21 protein-coding genes are annotated in these 18,536 nt (G+C 66.0%); 14 read left to right on the forward strand and 7 right to left on the reverse strand.

The features are described from left to right. The first annotated feature begins 6 nt into the window (after positions 1 to 6). The 3 genes from BSY239_RS08380 to trhO are packed head-to-tail and all read left to right on the forward strand — an operon-like array spanning position 7 to position 2,961. The gene (locus BSY239_RS08380; RefSeq protein ID WP_069046441.1) at positions 7 to 858 is read left to right on the forward strand and encodes an HDOD domain-containing protein; all 852 of its coding nucleotides are present in this window, start codon (positions 7 to 9) and stop codon (positions 856 to 858) included. A gap of 27 nt (positions 859 to 885) precedes the next feature. Beyond that, on the forward strand, positions 886 to 1,959 hold the full coding sequence (locus tag BSY239_RS08385; RefSeq protein ID WP_069046442.1) for a patatin-like phospholipase family protein: 1,074 nt from the start codon (positions 886 to 888) through the stop codon (positions 1,957 to 1,959). A 30-nt stretch (positions 1,960 to 1,989) separates the two neighbouring features. Then, positions 1,990 to 2,961, forward strand: coding sequence for an oxygen-dependent tRNA uridine(34) hydroxylase TrhO (trhO, locus tag BSY239_RS08390; RefSeq protein WP_069046443.1), 972 nt, complete (start codon positions 1,990 to 1,992; stop codon positions 2,959 to 2,961). Here the strand turns inward: trhO and BSY239_RS08395 are convergent. From BSY239_RS08395 to BSY239_RS08415, 5 genes are all read right to left on the reverse strand, one after another. Beyond that, positions 2,893 to 3,459 carry a GNAT family N-acetyltransferase gene (locus tag BSY239_RS08395; protein WP_069046444.1) on the reverse strand — a complete coding sequence of 189 codons (567 nt, stop codon included), beginning with the start codon at positions 3,457 to 3,459 and terminating at the stop codon, positions 2,893 to 2,895. The two genes, trhO and BSY239_RS08395, sit on opposite strands and share 69 nt — an antisense overlap. After that, positions 3,459 to 4,235: a hypothetical protein gene (locus tag BSY239_RS08400; protein WP_069046445.1), complete on the reverse strand. Its 777-nt coding sequence runs from the start codon at positions 4,233 to 4,235 to the stop codon at positions 3,459 to 3,461. Before BSY239_RS08400 ends, BSY239_RS08395 begins: the two co-directional genes overlap by 1 nt. 92 nt (positions 4,236 to 4,327) lie before the next feature. Beyond that, positions 4,328 to 4,777, reverse strand: coding sequence for a hypothetical protein (locus BSY239_RS08405; RefSeq protein WP_069046446.1), 450 nt, complete (start codon positions 4,775 to 4,777; stop codon positions 4,328 to 4,330). Between the two features lie 39 nt (positions 4,778 to 4,816). Further along, a complete protein-coding gene (locus BSY239_RS08410) occupies positions 4,817 to 5,074 on the reverse strand; it encodes a response regulator transcription factor (protein ID WP_236944162.1) in 258 nt (85 codons plus the stop codon). A gap of 312 nt (positions 5,075 to 5,386) precedes the next feature. Continuing rightward, positions 5,387 to 6,523 carry an iron-containing alcohol dehydrogenase gene (locus BSY239_RS08415; protein WP_069046448.1) on the reverse strand — a complete coding sequence of 379 codons (1,137 nt, stop codon included), beginning with the start codon at positions 6,521 to 6,523 and terminating at the stop codon, positions 5,387 to 5,389. A gap of 153 nt (positions 6,524 to 6,676) precedes the next feature. Here BSY239_RS08415 and BSY239_RS08420 point away from each other — a divergent pair, with 153 nt between their 5' ends. After that, complete coding sequence (locus BSY239_RS08420) at positions 6,677 to 7,660, forward strand: alpha/beta hydrolase (protein ID WP_069046449.1); 984 nt, start codon at positions 6,677 to 6,679, stop codon at positions 7,658 to 7,660. Position 7,661: 1 nt separating this feature from the next. Beyond that, a complete protein-coding gene (locus BSY239_RS08425) occupies positions 7,662 to 8,525 on the forward strand; it encodes a YbgC/FadM family acyl-CoA thioesterase (protein ID WP_069046450.1) in 864 nt (287 codons plus the stop codon). A 3-nt stretch (positions 8,526 to 8,528) separates the two neighbouring features. Here the strand turns inward: BSY239_RS08425 and BSY239_RS08430 are convergent, their stop codons facing one another. Both BSY239_RS08430 and ygfZ read right to left on the reverse strand, forming a co-directional pair. Beyond that, entirely contained in the window at positions 8,529 to 9,356 is an 828-nt protein-coding gene (locus tag BSY239_RS08430) for an NRDE family protein (protein WP_069046451.1), read from the reverse strand. Positions 9,357 to 9,369: 13 nt separating this feature from the next. Continuing rightward, entirely contained in the window at positions 9,370 to 10,305 is a 936-nt protein-coding gene (gene ygfZ, locus BSY239_RS08435; RefSeq protein WP_069046452.1) for a CAF17-like 4Fe-4S cluster assembly/insertion protein YgfZ, read from the reverse strand. A gap of 158 nt (positions 10,306 to 10,463) precedes the next feature. Here ygfZ and mltG point away from each other — a divergent pair, with 158 nt between their 5' ends. From mltG to BSY239_RS08480, 9 genes are all read left to right on the forward strand, one after another. Continuing rightward, positions 10,464 to 11,471 (forward strand): endolytic transglycosylase MltG, encoded by a 1,008-nt coding sequence (mltG, locus tag BSY239_RS08440; protein ID WP_236944192.1) that lies wholly within the window; start codon positions 10,464 to 10,466, stop codon positions 11,469 to 11,471. 25 nt (positions 11,472 to 11,496) lie between these two features. Then, a complete protein-coding gene (gene tmk / locus BSY239_RS08445) occupies positions 11,497 to 12,156 on the forward strand; it encodes a dTMP kinase (protein ID WP_069046453.1) in 660 nt (219 codons plus the stop codon). Continuing rightward, positions 12,153 to 13,196, forward strand: a complete 1,044-nt coding sequence (locus tag BSY239_RS08450) for a DNA polymerase III subunit delta' (protein ID WP_069046454.1) — start codon at positions 12,153 to 12,155, stop codon at positions 13,194 to 13,196. Before tmk ends, BSY239_RS08450 begins: the two co-directional genes overlap by 4 nt. 96 nt (positions 13,197 to 13,292) lie before the next feature. Then, the gene (locus tag BSY239_RS08455; RefSeq protein ID WP_069046455.1) at positions 13,293 to 13,664 is read left to right on the forward strand and encodes a PilZ domain-containing protein; all 372 of its coding nucleotides are present in this window, start codon (positions 13,293 to 13,295) and stop codon (positions 13,662 to 13,664) included. A gap of 74 nt (positions 13,665 to 13,738) precedes the next feature. Next, positions 13,739 to 14,584, forward strand: a complete 846-nt coding sequence (locus tag BSY239_RS08460) for a TatD family hydrolase (protein WP_069046456.1) — start codon at positions 13,739 to 13,741, stop codon at positions 14,582 to 14,584. A gap of 25 nt (positions 14,585 to 14,609) precedes the next feature. After that, positions 14,610 to 15,251, forward strand: coding sequence for an ankyrin repeat domain-containing protein (locus tag BSY239_RS08465; protein WP_236944163.1), 642 nt, complete (start codon positions 14,610 to 14,612; stop codon positions 15,249 to 15,251). Positions 15,252 to 15,368: 117 nt separating this feature from the next. Then, positions 15,369 to 15,857, forward strand: coding sequence for a tripartite tricarboxylate transporter TctB family protein (locus BSY239_RS08470; protein ID WP_069046458.1), 489 nt, complete (start codon positions 15,369 to 15,371; stop codon positions 15,855 to 15,857). A 15-nt stretch (positions 15,858 to 15,872) separates the two neighbouring features. Then, complete coding sequence (locus tag BSY239_RS08475) at positions 15,873 to 17,384, forward strand: tripartite tricarboxylate transporter permease (RefSeq protein ID WP_069046459.1); 1,512 nt, start codon at positions 15,873 to 15,875, stop codon at positions 17,382 to 17,384. A gap of 303 nt (positions 17,385 to 17,687) precedes the next feature. Continuing rightward, a complete protein-coding gene (locus BSY239_RS08480) occupies positions 17,688 to 18,536 on the forward strand; it encodes an ABC transporter substrate-binding protein (RefSeq protein WP_083239885.1) in 849 nt (282 codons plus the stop codon).

Below are 18,536 nucleotides of genomic sequence, written 5' to 3' on the forward strand. Positions count from 1 at the left end.
AAAGACATGCAACTCGAAAAGCTCCTGAAACGGCCCGATGCCCTGCCGTCCGCCCCCAAGGTGGTGCGCAAACTGATCGAAACCTTCGACCAGGAAGACGTCGACGCGATGCAGGCTGCGTCCTACATCGAAGACGACCCGGTGCTCACCGCCAAGCTGCTCAAGACCGCCAACTCGGCCTTCTTCGGCCTGCACCGCTCGGTGTCCAACGCGCGTGAAGCGATCCAGGTGCTGGGGCTCATCAAGGTGCGGGCGCTGGTGATTGCCGCCTCGCTGGGCGAAGGTTTTCACGCCGTGGGTGGCGTCAACCTCAACCAGTTCTGGCGCTACAGCCTCAACACCGCCAACCTCTCGCGCTACATCGCGCTGCCGATCCGCATCGACGAGAACACCGCCTTCACCGCCGGCCTGATCCACGGCGTTGGTGAACTTGTGATGCACGTGGGCATGCCCGAGGCCATGATCGATCTGGACCGCAGCGTGCCCATGCTCGACCTCAAACGATCCACCGCCGAGCGTGGCCTGTTTGGCTACAGCTATGCCGAGGTGGGCGCTGCGCTGGCACGCGAGTGGAATTTTCCGCGCCGCATGATCAACGCCATCGAACACCAGACGGCGCCGTTCGAGAACGAGGTTTACGAGCCCATCGCCGGCGTGATCCACATCGGCTCCTGGCGCGCCCGGGCGGAAGAGCAGGCCATGCGCTCCGAACTGCTCATCAACACCTACCCCGACCCGGTGGGCCTGGTGCTGGGCATTGACCCGGACACCGTGGTGGCCGAAGAGATTCCCTCCATCTCGCGCCACACCGAGATCACCGAAGCCGAGGAGACCCCGGGCGACCAGGTCACGTCGTGAAGGCTGGCTGCGACACAATCGCAGCCCATGAAAGCCCTCCGTCTTTACGCCGGCCCCCGCGCCCGGCAACACATCGCGCAACACGGCCTGCGCCCGCAGGACGTGGGTGTGATCCCCGCAGCCGCCGGCGGACCCAAAGGCCTGATCCTGGGACCACTGGACCGTTTCCTGTTTGGCCAGTGGTTGCCGCAAAGTGCGCAGCCCGTGCACCTGGTGGGTGCCTCCATCGGCGCCTGGCGCATGGCCACGGCCTGCCTTGAGACGCCTGCGGTCGCCTTTGAAAGGCTGGAGCGCGACTACATCGCCCAGCACTACGCCTTGCCCCCCGGCCAGAAGCGCCCCACGCCCGAGCAGGTCAGCGAGCAGTTCGCGGGCAACCTGCAGCTCTTCTACGGCGGTCGCATGGCCGAGGTGCTCAGGCACCCGCGATACCGCTTGCACATCGTCACATCGCGCGGGCGCCACTTGCTGGGGCGCGATGGCCGCGTGCGCACGCCCCTGGGCTACCTGGGCGCCTTTGCCGCCAACGCGCTGCACCGCAAGGCACTGGGTGCGTGGCTCGAACGCGTGGTGTTCTCCACCGCGCCCGATCTGCCGTTCGGCACCGACGATTTCCGCACCCGCCAGGTCCCGCTGAGTGAAGCCAACTTCATGGACGCACTGCAGGCCAGCTGCTCCATTCCGTTTGTGCTGCGCCCGGTGCACGGCATTGCCGGCGCGCCCCCGGGCGCCTACTGGGACGGCGGCATCACCGACTACCACCTGCACCTGCGCTACCAGCCGCCCGCCACCGCGCCCATCGTGCTGTACCCGCATTTCCAGCAAGCGGTGGTGCCGGGCTGGCTCGACAAGGCCTGGAAGGGCCGGCACCGCAGCAGCGCGGCGCTGGACAACATGCTGGTGCTCGCGCCCGATCCCGCCTGGGTGAAGACCTTGCCCAACGCCCGCTTGCCGGACCGCCAGGACTTCACCCGCTATGGCCCCGACCTGGCCGGGCGCATGAAGGCGTGGAACGGTGCGACCGCGGCCAGCCAGCAGCTGTCCGACGAGTTCGCGCAGTGGCTGCGGCAGCCCGACCCGGCCCGGTTGCAACCGCTGTGAAGGGGGCGGGGCAGGGGGATAATTGCGGCCATGTCCGCCGAGCCTTCCGTCCCCATGTACCTCACCGCCGCCCTCTACCAGTTTGTCGATCTGCCCGACTTCGCCGACCTGTGCGCACCGCTGCAGGCGTGCTGCGAGTCGAATGGCGTGAAAGGCACGCTGCTGATCGCGCGCGAAGGCATCAACGGCACCATCGCCGGGCCAGAAGCGGGTGTGCGCGCCGTGCTGGCGCACCTGCGGGCCGATGCGCGTCTGGCCCGCCTGCCCCACAAGGAATCGTGGAGCGATCACCCACCGTTTCACCGCATGAAGGTGCGGCTCAAGAACGAGATCGTCACCCTGCGCGTGCCCGGTCTGGACCCGAACAAGACCGTGGGCCAATACGTGAAACCGCAAGACTGGAACGCCTTGCTGGCCGACCCGGACGTGCTGGTGATCGACACCCGCAACGACTACGAGGTGGCCATTGGCACCTTTGCCGGCGCGGTCAACCCGAACATCAAGACCTTCACCGAACTGCCTGCCTGGCTGGACGCGCAGCCGGCTTTGCAGGATGGCAAGAAGCCCAAGGTGGCGATGTTCTGCACCGGCGGCATCCGCTGCGAAAAATCCACCGCGCTCATGAAGATGCGTGGCTTCGACGAGGTCTACCACCTTGAAGGCGGCATCCTCAAGTACCTCGAAGAGATTGCGCCGGAGCAAAGCACCTGGCAGGGCGACTGTTTCGTGTTTGACGAGCGTGTGAGCGTGGGCCACGGTTTGCAGCCCGGGCCCCACGAGCTGTGCCGCTCGTGCCGCTGGCCGCTGAGTGCCGCGGAGAAGGCATCACCGCACTACGTCAAAGGCGTGAGCTGCCCCCATTGCCACGACCAGCGCAGCGAGCAGGAAAAAGACCGACTCGCCGAGCGCCAGCGGCAGGTGGAGTTGGCCGAGTCACGCGGGCAGCTGCACGTGGGCGCGCGCCAGGTCCGACCCGTCGACGGTCCGCAAGAGCCGGCTTAGCTCCAGGCAGTCCACCGTTCCCCGGCGCAGGCGGGCCGGCTCGGCCCAACCCGCGGCCCGGAAGCCTGCGCGCCGCAGCAGGTGCAGGGACACCAGGTTGTCGATGGCCACCTGGGCGACCAGTTTGGGTGCACCCAACTGTCCCGCCTCCCGGATCAGCTCTTTCACCAGCCGGGTCGCCACGCCGCGCCTCCAGTGCAGCCGGTCGGTCTGGTAGTCCAGCAGTGCGTGCGTCTCGCTGCCAGCGCCGTGCACCGTCAGGCTGCCCTTGGCAAGCCAGCCTGCCTCGCCGCTGGCGACCACCACCCGGGTGAGCACCGCGCCTCCCGGCTGTTCTTCCCTGAGTCTGTCGAACGCCCGCGCGATGCCCGCCTGGGTGTAGTGGGCGCTGTGTCTGGGTTCGTTGAACGCTTCAAAAGCCTGGCGGTTGGCACGTTCAAAGTTGGCCAGCGCCGCGCGGTCGGCCGCGCCCACGGGTCGGGTTTCGAGCGTGCCCATCAGACCGGCATCGGCAGGTGGGTGGCGTAGTGTCCGCCGCGGATGCCCTGCGCCTCCGCCACCTCGTGCGACAGCAATTCGGAGGCCGTGCCCACGCGGGCGGTTTCCCGGTGCTGCGCCAGCGCCCAGTAGGGCTTGTGGATCAGCATCGAGCGGAGGTAGCGGCCTTCCAGCGTGCACTCGACCCACTGACCGGCGGGTGCCAGATGGCCCAGAGACGGATTGCGGCCATCGATCAAGGTGAGCCAGGTGTGGCCCAGCAGCAGGATGCTGGCCATGACGGTGTCGCGGGCCAGTCGCCGCGTCTGCTCAAAATGTGCGAGAGCCTTGCCTGCATTGCCTTGCGCGTACTCGAGCATGCCTTGTGCCGCCAACGCGGTGCACTGGCGCAGCGGCTGGCCACCATGCTCCTGCCTCGCCTGCAAGCGCTGCACAATGGCCTGAGCCGCGCCGCGGCTGTTCGCCACCAATGCGACCTGCAGCACGAACAGCCAGTGGTCTTCAGGCCACCAGAGGGCCAAATCCGCGAGATCGGCCATGGCCTGTTCGGCCAGAGTCAAGGCCGATCTGGCGTCGCCCTGCAGGTGCAACTGCCGCGCTCGCAACCAGCGCCACACCGCCATGCCGAGTGGCGTCTGGCGCTCGTCACCCAGGGCAAGGCCTGCGACGCAGGCCTCCAGCCCGGTCTGGTCGCCACACCGGGCCAGAAAGGTGCCCCACTGGAGTCGGGCATGCAGGCGGGCCAGCGGGGCGCCCGCCTGATCGGCCGTCCGCACAGCCGCTTCAAGATGGCTGCGGCACGCATCGAATCCCCCGCGAGCACAGGCCTGCAGACCGCAAAAAATCCGGACCCACGCCCCCATGGGGGTCATGCCCAGCAGCCGGGAGACTTCCAACGCCTCGGCGTGGCCATCATCTTCAGGGAATCGGCCGCCAGCGCCAGGGTCTTGATCTGCGTGCGGTTGTAGTCGATCGGGCTCTCCACATTGGCGTTGACGATCTGCATCTTGGCGCGCAGGGGCTGCAGTTTGAGCTCCTGTTCCAGCCGGACCGTGGCGTAGGCGGTGGCGGCCTTGTCGACATCAACGCCCACTTCCTGGACCTTCTTCAACAGGTCCTTGGGGTCCAGGCCCATGTTGATGAGTTCCTGCACCGTCATCTCCAGGCTGCGCTTCATGGAGATGAAGGAGTTGAGCGTTTCCTGCGCGGCGTCGATGGGGGTCTGTGCAGCCGAGATGGCCAGCAGGTTGTCCATGACAGCGGGTTCGACGATGCTGCCCAGCACAAGGGAGGGCGAGTAGGGAATGGTGGTCGACATGGGGACTCCTGAATGACGGGGGGGAGGTTGGGGTGAGGGTCAGAACTTGCTGCCCATGGCCGCCTGCGGCGCATCACCGGCGTGCAGCGTGGCCCGGCAGGAGGCCAGTTGCGCGCCGTTGTGCGCACCCAGCTTGCGGCGCAGGTTGTCGCGATGCGTGTTCACGGTGTAGGGGCTGATGTTGAGTTCACGGGCGATCTGTTTGGAGGTGAATCCGCGCGCGATGAAGTCGAGGATTTCGCTCTCGCGCGCGGTCAATGGGGTGTCGGAAGCGTGGAACACATTGGAGAGAGTCATGGGCATCCCTGGTTGAAAGTGGTCTGGGCTGAAGCTCACGCGACCCATCCGGGAGACCTTCCGTGCGGAGGTTGATTCCGGTCGTTGGAGGCAGCAAATTCAGTGGGGCCAGTCTGGTGGAATCACCCGTTGGAGGATTGATGAACGGGTTATGAAACGCTCATGAATCGATGACTGCAGACGTGAACCAAAAGGGAGCGCACGCGCGGTTCGAAAAGGGGCTTTCCAAACGCCGACGGCCCCGGACGCTTGGTGCGTCCGGGGCCGGAAAAAGACCCGAAGAAAGGGGTGCGAGGCCCGTGGGGCCCGGGCTTACAAGGCGGCCTGCAGCATCGCGCGGTAGTCCTCGGCGCTGGCCAGGCGGGGGTTGGTCTTGTGGCAGTGGTCGGCCATCGCGCCTTCAATGACCTTGTCGAACAGGTCGGGCGTCACACCCATGGCGGCCAGGCCGGTGGGCAGGCCCAGCCGGGCGTTCATGTCGGTCACGGCTTCGGCCACATCACTCCCGCTGCCCAGTCCCATGGCGTGGGCCATGCGCTGCAGGCGCTTGTCCTTCTTCATCGACTCGGCCTCGGCGTTGAAGCGGATCACGGCGGGCAGGAACACCGCGTTGAGCGTGCCGTGGTGCAGGCGCGGGTTGACGCCGCCCAGGCTGTGGCTGAGCGAATGCACGCAGCCCAGGCCCTTTTGAAACGCCATGGCGCCCTGCATGCTGGCGCTCATCATGTTCAGGCGCGCGTCGCGGTCCTGGCCGTCTTTGGTGGCGCGCTCGATGTGCGCCCAGCCACGCGCCAGGCCATCGAGACCAATGCCGTCGGCCGGTGGGTTGAACGGCGGCGCCATGAAGGTTTCCATGCAGTGGGCGATGGCGTCCATGCCGGTGGCCGCGGTGAGCATGGGCGGCAGGCCGAGCGTGAGTTCGGGGTCGAGCAGGGCGGTTTTCGGCACGAGGTGCCAGCTGTGGAAACCGAGCTTGCGGCCGTCGTCCACGATCACGATGGCACCGCGTGCCACCTCGCTGCCGGTGCCCGCCGTCGTGGGCACGGCAATCAGCGGAGGGACCCGGTCGGTGATCTTGAGAGAGCCGCCTTCGATGGTGGCGTAGGTCTTGAGCGGGCCTTCGTGGGTGCAGGCAATCGCCACACCTTTGGCGCAGTCGATGGCGCTGCCGCCACCCAGGGCGATGAGCCCGTCACAACCCTGCGACTGGTACACCGCCACGGCAGCGCGCACGGCCGCCTCGGTCGGGTTCGACGGCGTCTGGTCGAACACCGCGGGCTGCAAGCCGGGCAGGGCGGCGGTGGCCTTGTCCAGCAGGCCGGCGGCCTTCACGCCGGCGTCGGTCACGATGAGCGGGCGGCGAATGCCCACGCGCTCGCACTCGGCCTGCAACTGCGAGAGCACACCGAAGTCGATCAGGATGTTGGTGATGTAGAGGATCTGGGCCAAGGCGGTCTCCGGTGCGTGTTGTGGGGGCTGGAAAACTATACGGTGGACACCGCATTCCACCTATGGCGACAACCCGTGCGCCGTCACCCACAAGACAGCTCTCCATGACCGTGGTGTGCGGACCGGTCCCGAGGACCGCGACAATCCACAACCATGTCCCACCAACCCGATCCCCGCTCGCTGCTCACGCCCGCCATGCGCCACGTGCTGGAGCGCATCGCACGCGCCGGGCATGTGCCGCTGCACGCGCTCACGCCGGCCCAGGCTAAGCTGGCCTACGAGGCCGGTGCCGGTGTGCTGGAGATTCCCTCGCACAAACTGGCACGGGTGGAAGACCTGCGTTTCACGGCGCGTGATGGTGCCGGGTTGAGCGCGCAGCTGTTCGCACCGGCCAGCGACACGGCGTTGCCGGTGCTGCTGTACTTTCATGGCGGCGGTTTCACCGTGGGCAGCGTGGCCACCCATGCCGCCTTGTGCCGGCACCTGGCGCACCTCGCGCACTGCGCGGTGGTGTCGGTGGACTACCGGCTGGCGCCCGAATGGACATTTCCGACCGCGGTGTTTGACGCCTGGGACAGCCTGCTGGGCTTGCGGGCCCAGTGCAGCGCACTTGGGCTGGATGCGAACCGCATTGCGGTGGGTGGTGACAGCGCCGGCGGCACGCTGGCCGCGGTAACGGCGATTGCCGCGCGCGATGCGGGTGTGCCGCTGGCGCTGCAGCTGCTTTTCTACCCCGGTTGTGTTGGCCATCAGGACACCGCCTCGCACAAGACCTATGCCCACGGCTTCCTGCTGGAGGAGCCACACATCGGCTACTTCTTCGGCCACTACCTGCGCAGCGCGGCCGACCGCGACGACTGGCGCTTTGCACCGCTGGATGGCGTGGACGAGCAGGGACACGTGCGCGAGCTCGACGACGTGGCGCCGGCCTGGATCGGCCTGGCCGAATGCGACCCGCTGGTCGACGAGGGTGTGATGTACGCCGACCGTTTGCGGCACGCCGGTGTTCCGGTGGACATCGAGATCTACGCCGGTGTGGTGCACGGCTTCATCAACTTTGGTCGGGCCATTCCCCAGGCGCTGACCGCCCACAACGACGCTGCGCGCGCGCTGCGCCACGCGTTCACAGAGAACTGACATGACCTTGAAACGCTCCGACTTCCGCTTCTTTCACCGCCTGCGCGTGCGCTGGGCCGAGGTGGACATGCAGAAGATCGTCTTCAACGCGCATTACCTGATGTACTTCGACACCGCCATCACCGACTACTGGCGCGCGTTGGGCCTGCCGTACCAGGAAAGCATGGCGCAGCTCGGCGGCGACCTGTATGTGGTGAAGGCCACGGTGGAGTTCCACGCCTCGGCGCGGGCGGACGACCAGATCGAGGTGGCCATGAAGTGCAGCCGCATCGGCAACTCGTCCATCACCTTCACCGGCGCGATCTTTCGGGGTGACGAACACCTGATCAGCAGCGAGATCGTCTACGTGTTTGCCGATCCGGCCACACAAACCTCGCGCCCGGTGCCCGCAGCGCTGCGCAACATCCTGACAGGCTACGAGGCGGGTCAGGCCGTGACCGAGGTGCGCGTGGGCCCCTGGAGCGAACTGGGGCCGGACGCCCAGCGCCTGCGCACCGCGGTGTTTGTGGAAGAGCAGCGCATTCCGAAAGAACTGGAGTGGGACACCGCCGACACCACGGCCGTGCACGCCGTGGCCTACAACCGCCTGGGCCGCCCGCTGGCCACCGGCCGGCTGCTGCCGTACGAGCCCGGCAGTTCCAAGGTGGGGCGCATGGCGGTGGACCGCACCGTGCGCGGTGGGCGCCTGGGGCGCGATGTGTTGTACGCGCTGATGGACGCCGCCCGCGAACGCGGTGACGCCGAGGTCGTGCTGCACGCGCAGCGCAGCGCCGAAGGCTTCTACGACCGGCTGGGTTTCACCGTGCTGGGCGAGCCGTTCGAAGAAGCCGGCATCCCGCACGTGACCATGTTCAAACGCCTCTGAGGTTCACCACACCAGGGTCTCGACGCGGGCGCGTTCGGGCGCCAGGCCGGACACCAGCGCGGCCGGATCGTGCGTCCATTCGTGCATGGTCACGGCAAAGCCTTGCGCGGCGGCGCGCACGCTGACCACCTGGCTGGTGCGTGTGCCGTAGGCGCGGTCCGCCATGCGCACGAAGGGGCTGGACAGCGCCCGCTCCAGATCGACCGGCACGCCGGTGTGCGGCAGGTCGGGCTCGGGCACGGGCTGGTCGTGGACCAGGGCGCGCGACAAGGGTGAAAGCCAGTCCGAGCTGCTGGACAGCGATTCGCCGACCGCCGCCTTGAGCCGTTGCGTCTTGGGCCATGGCGTGTCCAGGCTCGCATTGGACAGGCCGTGGATGCCGGCGCCCAGTGGTCGCTGGTGCAGCACGCTGGCCGAGGTGCTGTGCGGTGCCTCGGGGTCGCGGTTGCCCAGCCAGTGCCAGGCACCGGCATGAAAGTCGCCCACCACCAGATTGAACGCGCCGTACTCGGCCGGGGCGATGCCGGCGCCAAACCGCTTGGCGTCACCGTCGCTTTGCAGCCAGCGCGTGACCAGTTCGCCGCGGCTGCGTGCAGCGGGTTCCTGCGTCGGCTGTCGCACGTTGGTCAACATGGCCACGCGGCCTCGCGGGCTGAGGCCGAGCCAGGTGCCGCGGTCGCGCAGGTCGCGCCCGCCGAGCACCTCGGTACCGTCGTCCAGCCGCCAGCGGTGCAGCGGCGCGGTGGGCCGATCAAAAAACTCGTCGCGATTGGCAGCAATCAGCAACGGGCAGGCCGGATCGGCGTTCAGCGCAAAGGCAATCAGGCACATGGCCAGGCCCTGGTCAGATGTCGTCGAGCAAGGGGTAGGGCAGGGGCAGCAGATGGAGCGAAGGGCCGCTGGCGCTGCCGGCGTGCAGGCTGCCATCCAGGGCCGCGCTGGTCTGCATGGAGACGATGGCGTCGAATCCAGCGTCTGGATGGGCGGCGGTTTGCACCACGGTGCCGCAAGGCTGTTCGGCGTCGCTGCTGTGGAACACCTCCTGGCCAACCGTCAAAGGCGCGTCGCTGTGCACAACATAGGCACGGCGCTTGAGCGTGCCGCGGAACTGGCTGCGCGCCACCACCTCCTGGCCGGGGTAGCAACCCTTCTTGAAGTTCACACCGCCGACCGATTCGTAGTTGACCATCTGCGGCACGAAGGCCTCGAACACCGGCTGGCTGAGTGTGGCCACGCCACTCCTCACGTCCAGCCAGTGCCACAGGTCTTCGGCCATGGCGTCACCGGCTGGCGCCGTGGCATTGATGGGGGCCACCCACAAGGCTCGCGGGGTTCCGTTGGCCGGGTACAGACGCACCACACTGGCATCGCCCTCGCGCGCCTGCGACCACGGCGCGGCCGGCAGGGAGCCGGGCACGTCGTTGCCGGCCAGACCCCGGAGGGCGTAGTTGTCGCTGGCGTCGCTCAGTTTGGCTTTGGCGCGCAACACAAACATCGACAAGCGCTTGAGCGTGGCGGGCAGCAGGTCGCGGCTGCAGACCAGCAGGATCTGGTCGTGGCTGCGCTTGAAGCCGACGAAGCTGGCCTGCATGCGGCCCTTGGCCGAACAGAACGCGGCCAGGCGCGCTTCGGACAAACCCAGCAGCGAAAAGTCGTGCGTGAGCTGGCCGTGAAGGAATTTCGCCGCGTCTTCCCCGTCCACCTGGATCACGCCGAGGTGGGTCAGGCGGGCGACGCCGTGGATGGCCGGGGTGGCGACGGGTGTTGCAAGTGCGGTCATGGGTCAGAAGGAAGTGTTCATGTCGGGCGCCGCAGAGGATGCAAGGCGCCGGTGGGCGAGCGAGCGGCGGGCAGTCCTTGAAGAGTGCCCGATTATCATCGTCTGCACCCCGCCGGACGCACCGTCTGCCCCTTCACCCTGCTGAGCACATTCCCTTGCTGCGTCTTCTCAAACTCCTGTTCGTGCTGCCCCTGGTCGCCCTGCTGATCACGGCCGCCTTCGGTGTGTGGTGGGTCGATCAACCCCTGCGTTTTCCCGCCCGCGTGAGCGAACAGCAACCGCTCGACGTCGAAATCCCATCGGGCCAATCGGCACGTGGCGTGGCCGAAAAACTGTCGGCCTCCGGCGTGCAGACACCCTGGGTCTTGCTCTATGGCTGGTTCCGCATCTCCGGCGGCGCGCGCGACATCAAGGCGGGCAGCTACGAATTCGCGCCCGGCACCACGCCGCGCTCGCTGCTGTCCAAGCTCGTTCGGGGCGAGCAGGCGGTTCGCAGCGTCACGCTGCTCGAAGGCTGGAACCACCGTCAGGTCTTTGAATTGCTGCGCGCCTCGCCCGACCTCACGCAAGACCTGGAAGGCCTGAGTTCGGCCGACATCATGGCGCTCATCGGCTACCCCGGGCGCCACCCCGAAGGCCGCTTTTTCCCCGACACCTACCGCGTGGCCAAACGCGCCACCGCCTCCAGCGTGCTGCGCCAGGCGGCGCAGGCCATGGACAAACGTGTGAACGATGCCTGGGCCCAGCGCGACAGCAACGTGCCGCTGCGCACGCCCGAAGAGGCCCTGATCCTGGCCAGCATCATCGAGAAGGAAACGGGCCTGGAGAGCGACCGCCGGCGCATCGGTGGTGTGTTCACCAACCGCCTGCGCATCGGCATGCGCCTGCAGACCGACCCGTCGGTCATCTACGGCCTGGGGGAAAAATTTGACGGCAACCTGCGCCGCGGCGACTTGCAGAACGACACGCCTTACAACACCTACACCCGCGCCGGGCTGCCGCCCACTCCGATCGCCATGCCGGGTGCCGCGTCGTTGCGCGCAGCCGTGCAGCCGGGCGAGACCAACGCCATCTACTTTGTCGCCCGTGGTGACGGTTCCAGCCAGTTCAGCGCCACGCTCGAAGAGCACAATGCCGCGGTGCGGCGCTACATCCTGGGCCGCTGAACCTCGCCGACCTTCATCACCCTTCATGCAGACCGCCGGACTTTTCATCACCTTTGAAGGCATCGACGGCGCGGGCAAATCCACCCACATCGCCGGCCTCGCGGAGGCCTTTCGCGCTCAGGGCCGCGCTGTTGCGCTCACCCGCGAGCCCGGTGGCACGCCGCTGGCGGAAAAGCTGCGTGAACTCGTGCTCAACGACCCCATGGACCCGCTGTGCGAAGCGCTGCTGATGTTTGCCGCGCGGCGCGACCACCTGCAGCAGGTGATCGAACCCGCGCTGGCGCGGGGCGACGTGGTGCTGTGCGACCGCTTCACCGACGCCACCTTCGCCTACCAGGGCGCGGGACGTGGTTTTGATCTGGACGTGCTGGGCCAGCTCGAACGCTGGGTGCAAGCCATGCCGGAGCAGGGCGGCCGGCTGCGCCAGCCCGATCTGACGGTGTGGTTCGATCTGCCGCCTGCGGTGGCCGCCGAACGCCTGGCCGGCGCCCGTTTGCCGGACCGTTTCGAGTCCCAACCATTGGCCTTTTTTGAACGGGTGGCCACGGGTTACGCCGATCGCATGCGCCAGGAACCGGCGCGGTTCGCCCGTGTGCCGTCCGATCAGGCCAAAGACGCGGTGTGGCGCGATGTGCGCCAGGCCTTCGAGCAACGCGGCTGGCTGCGCGCCGGGGTGGGCGCATGAGCGCCCGGGCGCTCGCGCCGTGGCTGCAAGCCCAGCTGGTCGGCCTGCTGGCCCAGCGTGGTCATGCGCTGCTGCTCGCCGGGCCCTCCGGGCTCGGCCAGTACGACCTGGCCCTGGCGCTGGCGCGCGCCTGGTTGTGCGAGCGGCCCACCGGGCAGGGCGCCTGCGGTGAATGCGCGAGCTGCCACGCCGTTGACGTGCGCACCCACGCCGACCTGTGCGCGCTCATGCCCGAGGTGCTCAGCCTGGAGTTGGGCTGGCCGCTGGATGAGGGCGCGCAAAAAGAGATCGACGACAAGAAGCGCAAGCCCAGCAAGCTGATCCGGGTGGAAGCCGCGCGCGACGCGGTGGCGTTCACCCAGACCACCCGCTCGCGCGGCAACACCAAGGTGATCCTGGTGTACCCGGCCGAGCGCATGAACATGGAGTCGGCCAACACCTTGCTCAAAACGCTGGAAGAGCCGGTGGGCGAGGTGCGCTTCATCCTCGCCAGCGAGTCGGCCCACCTGCTGTTGCCCACCATCCGCAGCCGTTGCCAGACGCACGCCATGGTCTGGCCCCGGGAGCAGGAGGCTCTGGCCTGGTTGGTGGACGAGGTGAGCGCCGCGCAGGCGACCGGCAAGTCGGCAACAACGGCTCCCACGCCGGCTCAGGCGGCTGTCTGGCTGCAGGCAGCCGGTGGACGCCCCGACGACGCACTAGCCTGGGCGGCGAGTGGTTTGAACGCCCAGGCCTGGTCGGGTCTGCCCAAGGCGCTGGCGCGGGGCGACTGGTCGGTGCTGTCCGACTGGCCGGCCGCCCAACAGCTGGCGGTGCTGCAAAAGCTCTGCCACGACCTGATGGCCCACGCCTGCGGTGCGCCGGCCCGTTTTTTTCCGGTCGCTGAACTGCCTGCCGCGCCACGCTGGACCGCGTTGGCTGCCTGGTCCCGCGAACTGATGCAGGCCGCGCGCTCGGTGGAGCATCCCTACAACGCGGGCCTCATGCAGGAAGCCTGGGCGGCGCGCACCCGCCAGGTTCTGGCGGCGCGGCCGCAGTGAGTTCGGTGCCACAGGCGGCCAAAGCCCCGCCATACCGGCGTTTGCAGTGCTGCAACAAGGCGCCCATCGCGGGTGAATGCCGCTAAACTCGACCCGATGAGCACCAACCCTTCTCCCTCGGCAGCCGCAGCGCGCCCGAGCGTGATCCAGCTCTCCATCAAGGAGAAGGCTGCGCTCTATGCGGCCTACATTCCCTTGTTCGCCGACGGAGGCATCTTCATCCCGTCCTCGCGCGAATACCGTCTCGGTGATGACGTGTACGTGCTGCTCAGCCTGCCCGACGATCCACAACGCTATCCCGTCGCGGGCAAGGTGGCCTGGGTCACGCCCGCCAAGGCTTCGGGTGGTCGTACCCAGGGCGTCGGTATCCGTTTCCCGGCCGACGAAAAGTCGCGCATGCTCAAGCTGAAGATCGAAGAAATCCTCGGTGCCAACCTCGGCTCCGATCGCGCCACCCAGACGCTCTGAGTCGGCCTCTCCCGCACGACGTTTGAACTGGCCATTGCAGGCCTTCAAGCCGTTGCCCCCATTCCAGGGTCCGCATGTTCACCGATTCCCACTGCCACCTGAGTTTTGCCGAGCTGAAAAGCCGCTTGCCCGAGATCTTGAGCGCCATGGCCGAAGCGCAGGTGGACCGGGCCCTGTGCATCTGCACCACCCTGGAGGAGTTCGAGGAGGTCCACAGCCTCGCGCGTGACCACGCCAACCTCTGGTCGACCGTGGGCGTGCACCCCGACAACGAAGGCGTGCAGGAACCCACACTGGACGATTTGCTGGAGCGGGCTGCCCGGGCCAAGGTGGTGGGCATCGGCGAAACCGGGCTCGACTACTACCGCCTGGGCGAGCGCAGCGTGGCCGACATGGAATGGCAACGCACCCGCTACCGCACACACATCGAGGCTGCGCGCAGGACCGATCTGCCCCTGGTCATCCACACGCGCAGTGCGTCCGACGACACCCTGGCCATCTTGCGGGAGGCGGGTGGCTTCAAGGGGGACAGTGCCTCGCGGCCAGTGGCCCGCGGCGTGTTTCACTGCTTCACCGAAACGGCCGAAGTGGCGCGCGCCGCGCTGGACCTGGGGTTTTACATCTCGTTCTCGGGCATCCTCACTTTCCGCAGCGCCGGCGACATCCGCGAAGTGGCCGCCTTTGTGCCGCTGGACCGCATGTTGATCGAGACCGACAGCCCTTATCTGGCGCCGGTGCCCCACCGCGGCAAAACCAACTCTCCGGCATACGTGCCCTGGGTGGCCGAGCAGATCGCCCAGATCAAAGGCCTGCCGGTGACCGATGTGGCGCAGGCCACCAGTGACAATTTCGACACCTTGTTCAACCGTGTGGTGTCACCGGCGGCCACAAGTATTGAGAAAACACATGAGAAAACCTAAAAAACACATTGTTTTAAAAGGATTCATGGCATTTTTGCTGGTGGTCTCGACCGCCACATGGGCCGACTCGTTTGACGACTTCTTTTCGGCCGTCAAGCGCGACGACGTGAGGACAGTGCGCCAGCTGGTACAGCGTGGGTTTGACCTGAACACGCGCAACGAAGCGGGCGAACACGCGCTGTTCCTCGCGTTGCGGGACGATGCACCCGAGGTTTCCAGCTTCCTGATCGGGCAGGACACGGTGCAGATCGAAGCGCGCACCGTCCAGGACGAAAGCCCATTGATGATGGCCGCGCTCAAAGGCCGGCTGGGCGTGGCCAAGCGCCTGATCGAACGCAAGGCCGAGGTGAACAAGCCCGGCTGGACGCCGCTGCACTACGCCGCCACGAATGCCGATGCCCAGAGCGTGTCCATGGTGCGCCTGCTGCTGGAGCACCACGCCTACATCGACGCCGAGTCACCCAACGGCAGCACGCCCTTGATGATGGCGGCGCACTATGGCCACCCCACGGTGGTGAAGCTGCTGCTGGAAGAGGGCGCCGATCCCATGCTGAAGAATCAGCAGGGCCTGTCGGCGATCGACTTTGCCAACCGTGCCCAGCGAGCCGAATCGGCCGAGATCATTGCCTCGTTTGTGCGGGCCCGACAACCCAAAGGCCGCTGGTAACGGTGTCGCGCAGGGGATCGAAAGTACCCGCCAAGCCCATCTTGTAGGTGTAACCCACATGGGGCGATTGCCTTGACCGGATCAGAATCGCGACACCCAATATTTGGAGGAGACACTGTGAAGCTGGCAAGTCAAAAAGACTTTTTCTCTGGTTTGATGTTCACCATCGTGGGCGTGTCGTTCGCCGTGGGTGCAACGAACTTCGACGTGGGCAGTGCGGCCCGCATGGGCCCCGGCTATTTCCCGTTGCTGCTGGGCATCCTGCTCTCGGCCCTCGGCATTTTGATCACGGTCCAGTCTTTTCGCAGCAAGGCACCCGACGGTGACCCGATCGGAAAGATCGCCTGGCGCCCGCTGTGCTTCGTGCTCGGTGCCAACCTGGCTTTCGGCGCACTGCTGGTGGGCTTGCCCTCGCTGGGCATTCCGGCCATGGGATTCATCGTAGCCATCTTCGGCCTGGTGATCATTGCCGGCTATGCCCGCCCGAAGTGCGACATCAAGGAATCCCTGATCCTGGCGACCTTGCTCGCAATCGGCAGCTACGGAGCCTTCGTCTACATGCTCAATCTGCAGTTCCCGGTGTGGCCTGCCTTCCTGACCGCCTGACCGGAGACAACCCCCATGGACCTTTTTGACAACCTCGCACTGGGCTTCAGTGTCGCGTTCACTCTCCAGAACCTGATCTACGCATTTGTGGGCTGCCTGCTCGGCACGCTCATCGGCGTGTTGCCGGGTATCGGCCCATTGGCCACCATCGCCATGTTGCTGCCTGTGACCTACGGCCTTGAGCCCGTGGCAGCGCTCATCATGCTGGCCGGCATCTACTACGGCGCGCAGTACGGTGGCTCCACCACCGCCATTCTGGTGAACCTGCCCGGTGAATCCTCGTCGGTGGTGACCGTGATCGACGGCTACCAGATGGCGCGCAAGGGCAGGGCAGGGCCTGCACTCGCCGCCGCTGGCATGGGCTCGTTCTTTGCGGGCTGCGTCGGCACGTTGGTGCTGGCCGCGTTTGCGCCGCCGCTGACCGAAGTGGCGTTGAGCTTCGGTCCTTCCGAGTACTTTGCGCTGATGGTGCTGGGCCTCATCGGTGCCGTGGTGCTGGCCTCGGGCTCGCTGCTCAAGGCGCTGGCCATGATCGTGCTGGGCCTGTTGATCGGCCTGGTCGGCACCGACGTGAACTCCGGCGTGGCCCGCTTCAGTTTCGACATCCCCGAATTGACCGACGGCATCAACTTCGTCGTCATCGCCATGGGCATCTTTGGCTATGGCGAAATCATCAGCAACCTGTCGCAAGACGAGAGCAAGCGCGAGGTGTTCACTGGCAAGGTGCATGGCCTCATGCCCACGAAGGAAGACTTCAAGCGCATGTTGCCTGCCGTCATGCGCGGGACGGCACTGGGATCGGTGCTCGGCATCCTGCCCGGTGGCGGTGCGCTGCTGTCATCGTTCGCGGCGTACACCATCGAGAAAAAGACCAAGCTCAAGCCGGGCGAAGTGCCTTTCGGTCAGGGCAACATACGCGGCGTGGCGGCCCCCGAATCGGCCAACAACGCGGGTTCACAAACCTCGTTCATCCCGCTGCTCACGCTCGGCATTCCCCCCAATGCCGTGATGGCGCTGATGGTCGGTGCCATGACCATCCACAACATCCAGCCCGGCCCGCAGGTCATGACGTCCAACCCCGAACTGTTCTGGGGACTGATTGCCTCGATGTGGATCGGCAACTTGATGCTGATCGTTCTGAACCTGCCGCTGATTGGCGTCTGGGTCAAACTCCTGTCGGTGCCCTACCGTTGGCTCTTCCCGGCCATTCTGATGTTCTGCGCGATCGGTGTTTATTCGACCAACAACAACAGCTTTGACGTCTGGATGGTCGCCGTGTTCGGCCTGATCGGATACAGCTTCATCAAGCTCGGTTGCGAGCCAGCACCTTTGTTGTTGGGACTCATCCTCGGCCCCATGATGGAAGAGTATCTGCGCCGCGCCTTGCTGATCTCGCGCGGTGACTGGTCGGTGTTCGTGACCCGTCCAATTTCCGCCTCATTGCTTGCGGCTGCGTTGCTGCTGCTGGCCATCGTTTTCTTGCCATCGATCAAGAAGAAGCGTGAGGAAGCGTTCGTCGAGGACTGACCGCTGTCCAGACAGCCCGCCATGAAAGCCCGACCGTGAGTCGGGTTTTCCTTTTCTGCCGTGACACATCCACTTCATGACATTCTACGATGTATATTATGTATAGTTAAGTGATCGCATTTGAAACCGCCTTTCGGGCTTGAAGCTTGCTTTGCATCATCTGCCCTTATGGAGGCACTGCCTCCTTGCTATGCGGGGAAACACCAGCAGCCCGGTTTCGGTGCACCCCGAGGCGTCAACCTACAATTCACACGCTTGTCTCAACCTGTTTGGCGATCAACGAGCCGCCATTGAAAGATGTCCATGAAAAACCTCCTTTTGTCCCTGAGCCTGATTGGTGCCGCCGCCTTGGTGGGCTGCGGAAAAACCGAAACCCCGGCTCCGGAAGCCGCACCCGCTGCAGCCCCGGTGGCCGCTCCCGCAGCCGCACCTGCACCGGCCGAACTGCCCGAGCTCAAGGTTGCGATCGACCCCACCTACGAGCCGTTCACCTTCAAGACCGCCGACGGCAAGCCCACCGGGTTTGATGTGGACATCGCCGAAGCGCTGTGCAACGAAATCAAGCGCAAGTGCGTGTATGTGGAACAAGTCTGGGACAGCATGATCCCCGGACTGCAGGCCAAAAAATACGACGTGATCATCAGCTCGATGTCCGTCACCGAAGAACGTCAGCAAGTGGTGGATTTCTCCGACAAGTACTACTTCACACCCAGTCGCATCGTGGTGAAAACCGGCACGGCGTTCACCGACCTGGCCTCCCTCAAGGGCAAGAAGCTTGGCGTGCTCAAGGGCAGCACCCAAGAGAAATACGCCATGGGTGAACTCAAAACTGTCGGCGTGAACGTGGTTCCTTACGAAGCGCAAGACCAGGTTTATCTGGACATCAAATCGGGCCGTCTGGACGGCACTGTGGCCGACCAGGTCGAAGTCAACGGTGGCTTTCTGAGCAAGCCCGAAGGCGCTGGCTACGGCTTCGTAGGCCCGGTGCTGGCCGATGCCAAGTACTTCGGCACGGGCGTGGGTGTGGCGTTGCGCAAGGACGAAACGGCGCTCAAGGAACAGCTGAACGCGGCCATCAAGGCCATCCGCTCCAACGGCGTTTACGAGACGGTCAGCAAGAAGTACTTCGACTTCGACGTGTACGGCAACTGA

Origin of the sequence: Hydrogenophaga sp. RAC07 (assembly GCF_001713375.1) — a bacterium.
GTDB lineage: Bacteria > Pseudomonadota > Gammaproteobacteria > Burkholderiales > Burkholderiaceae_C > Hydrogenophaga.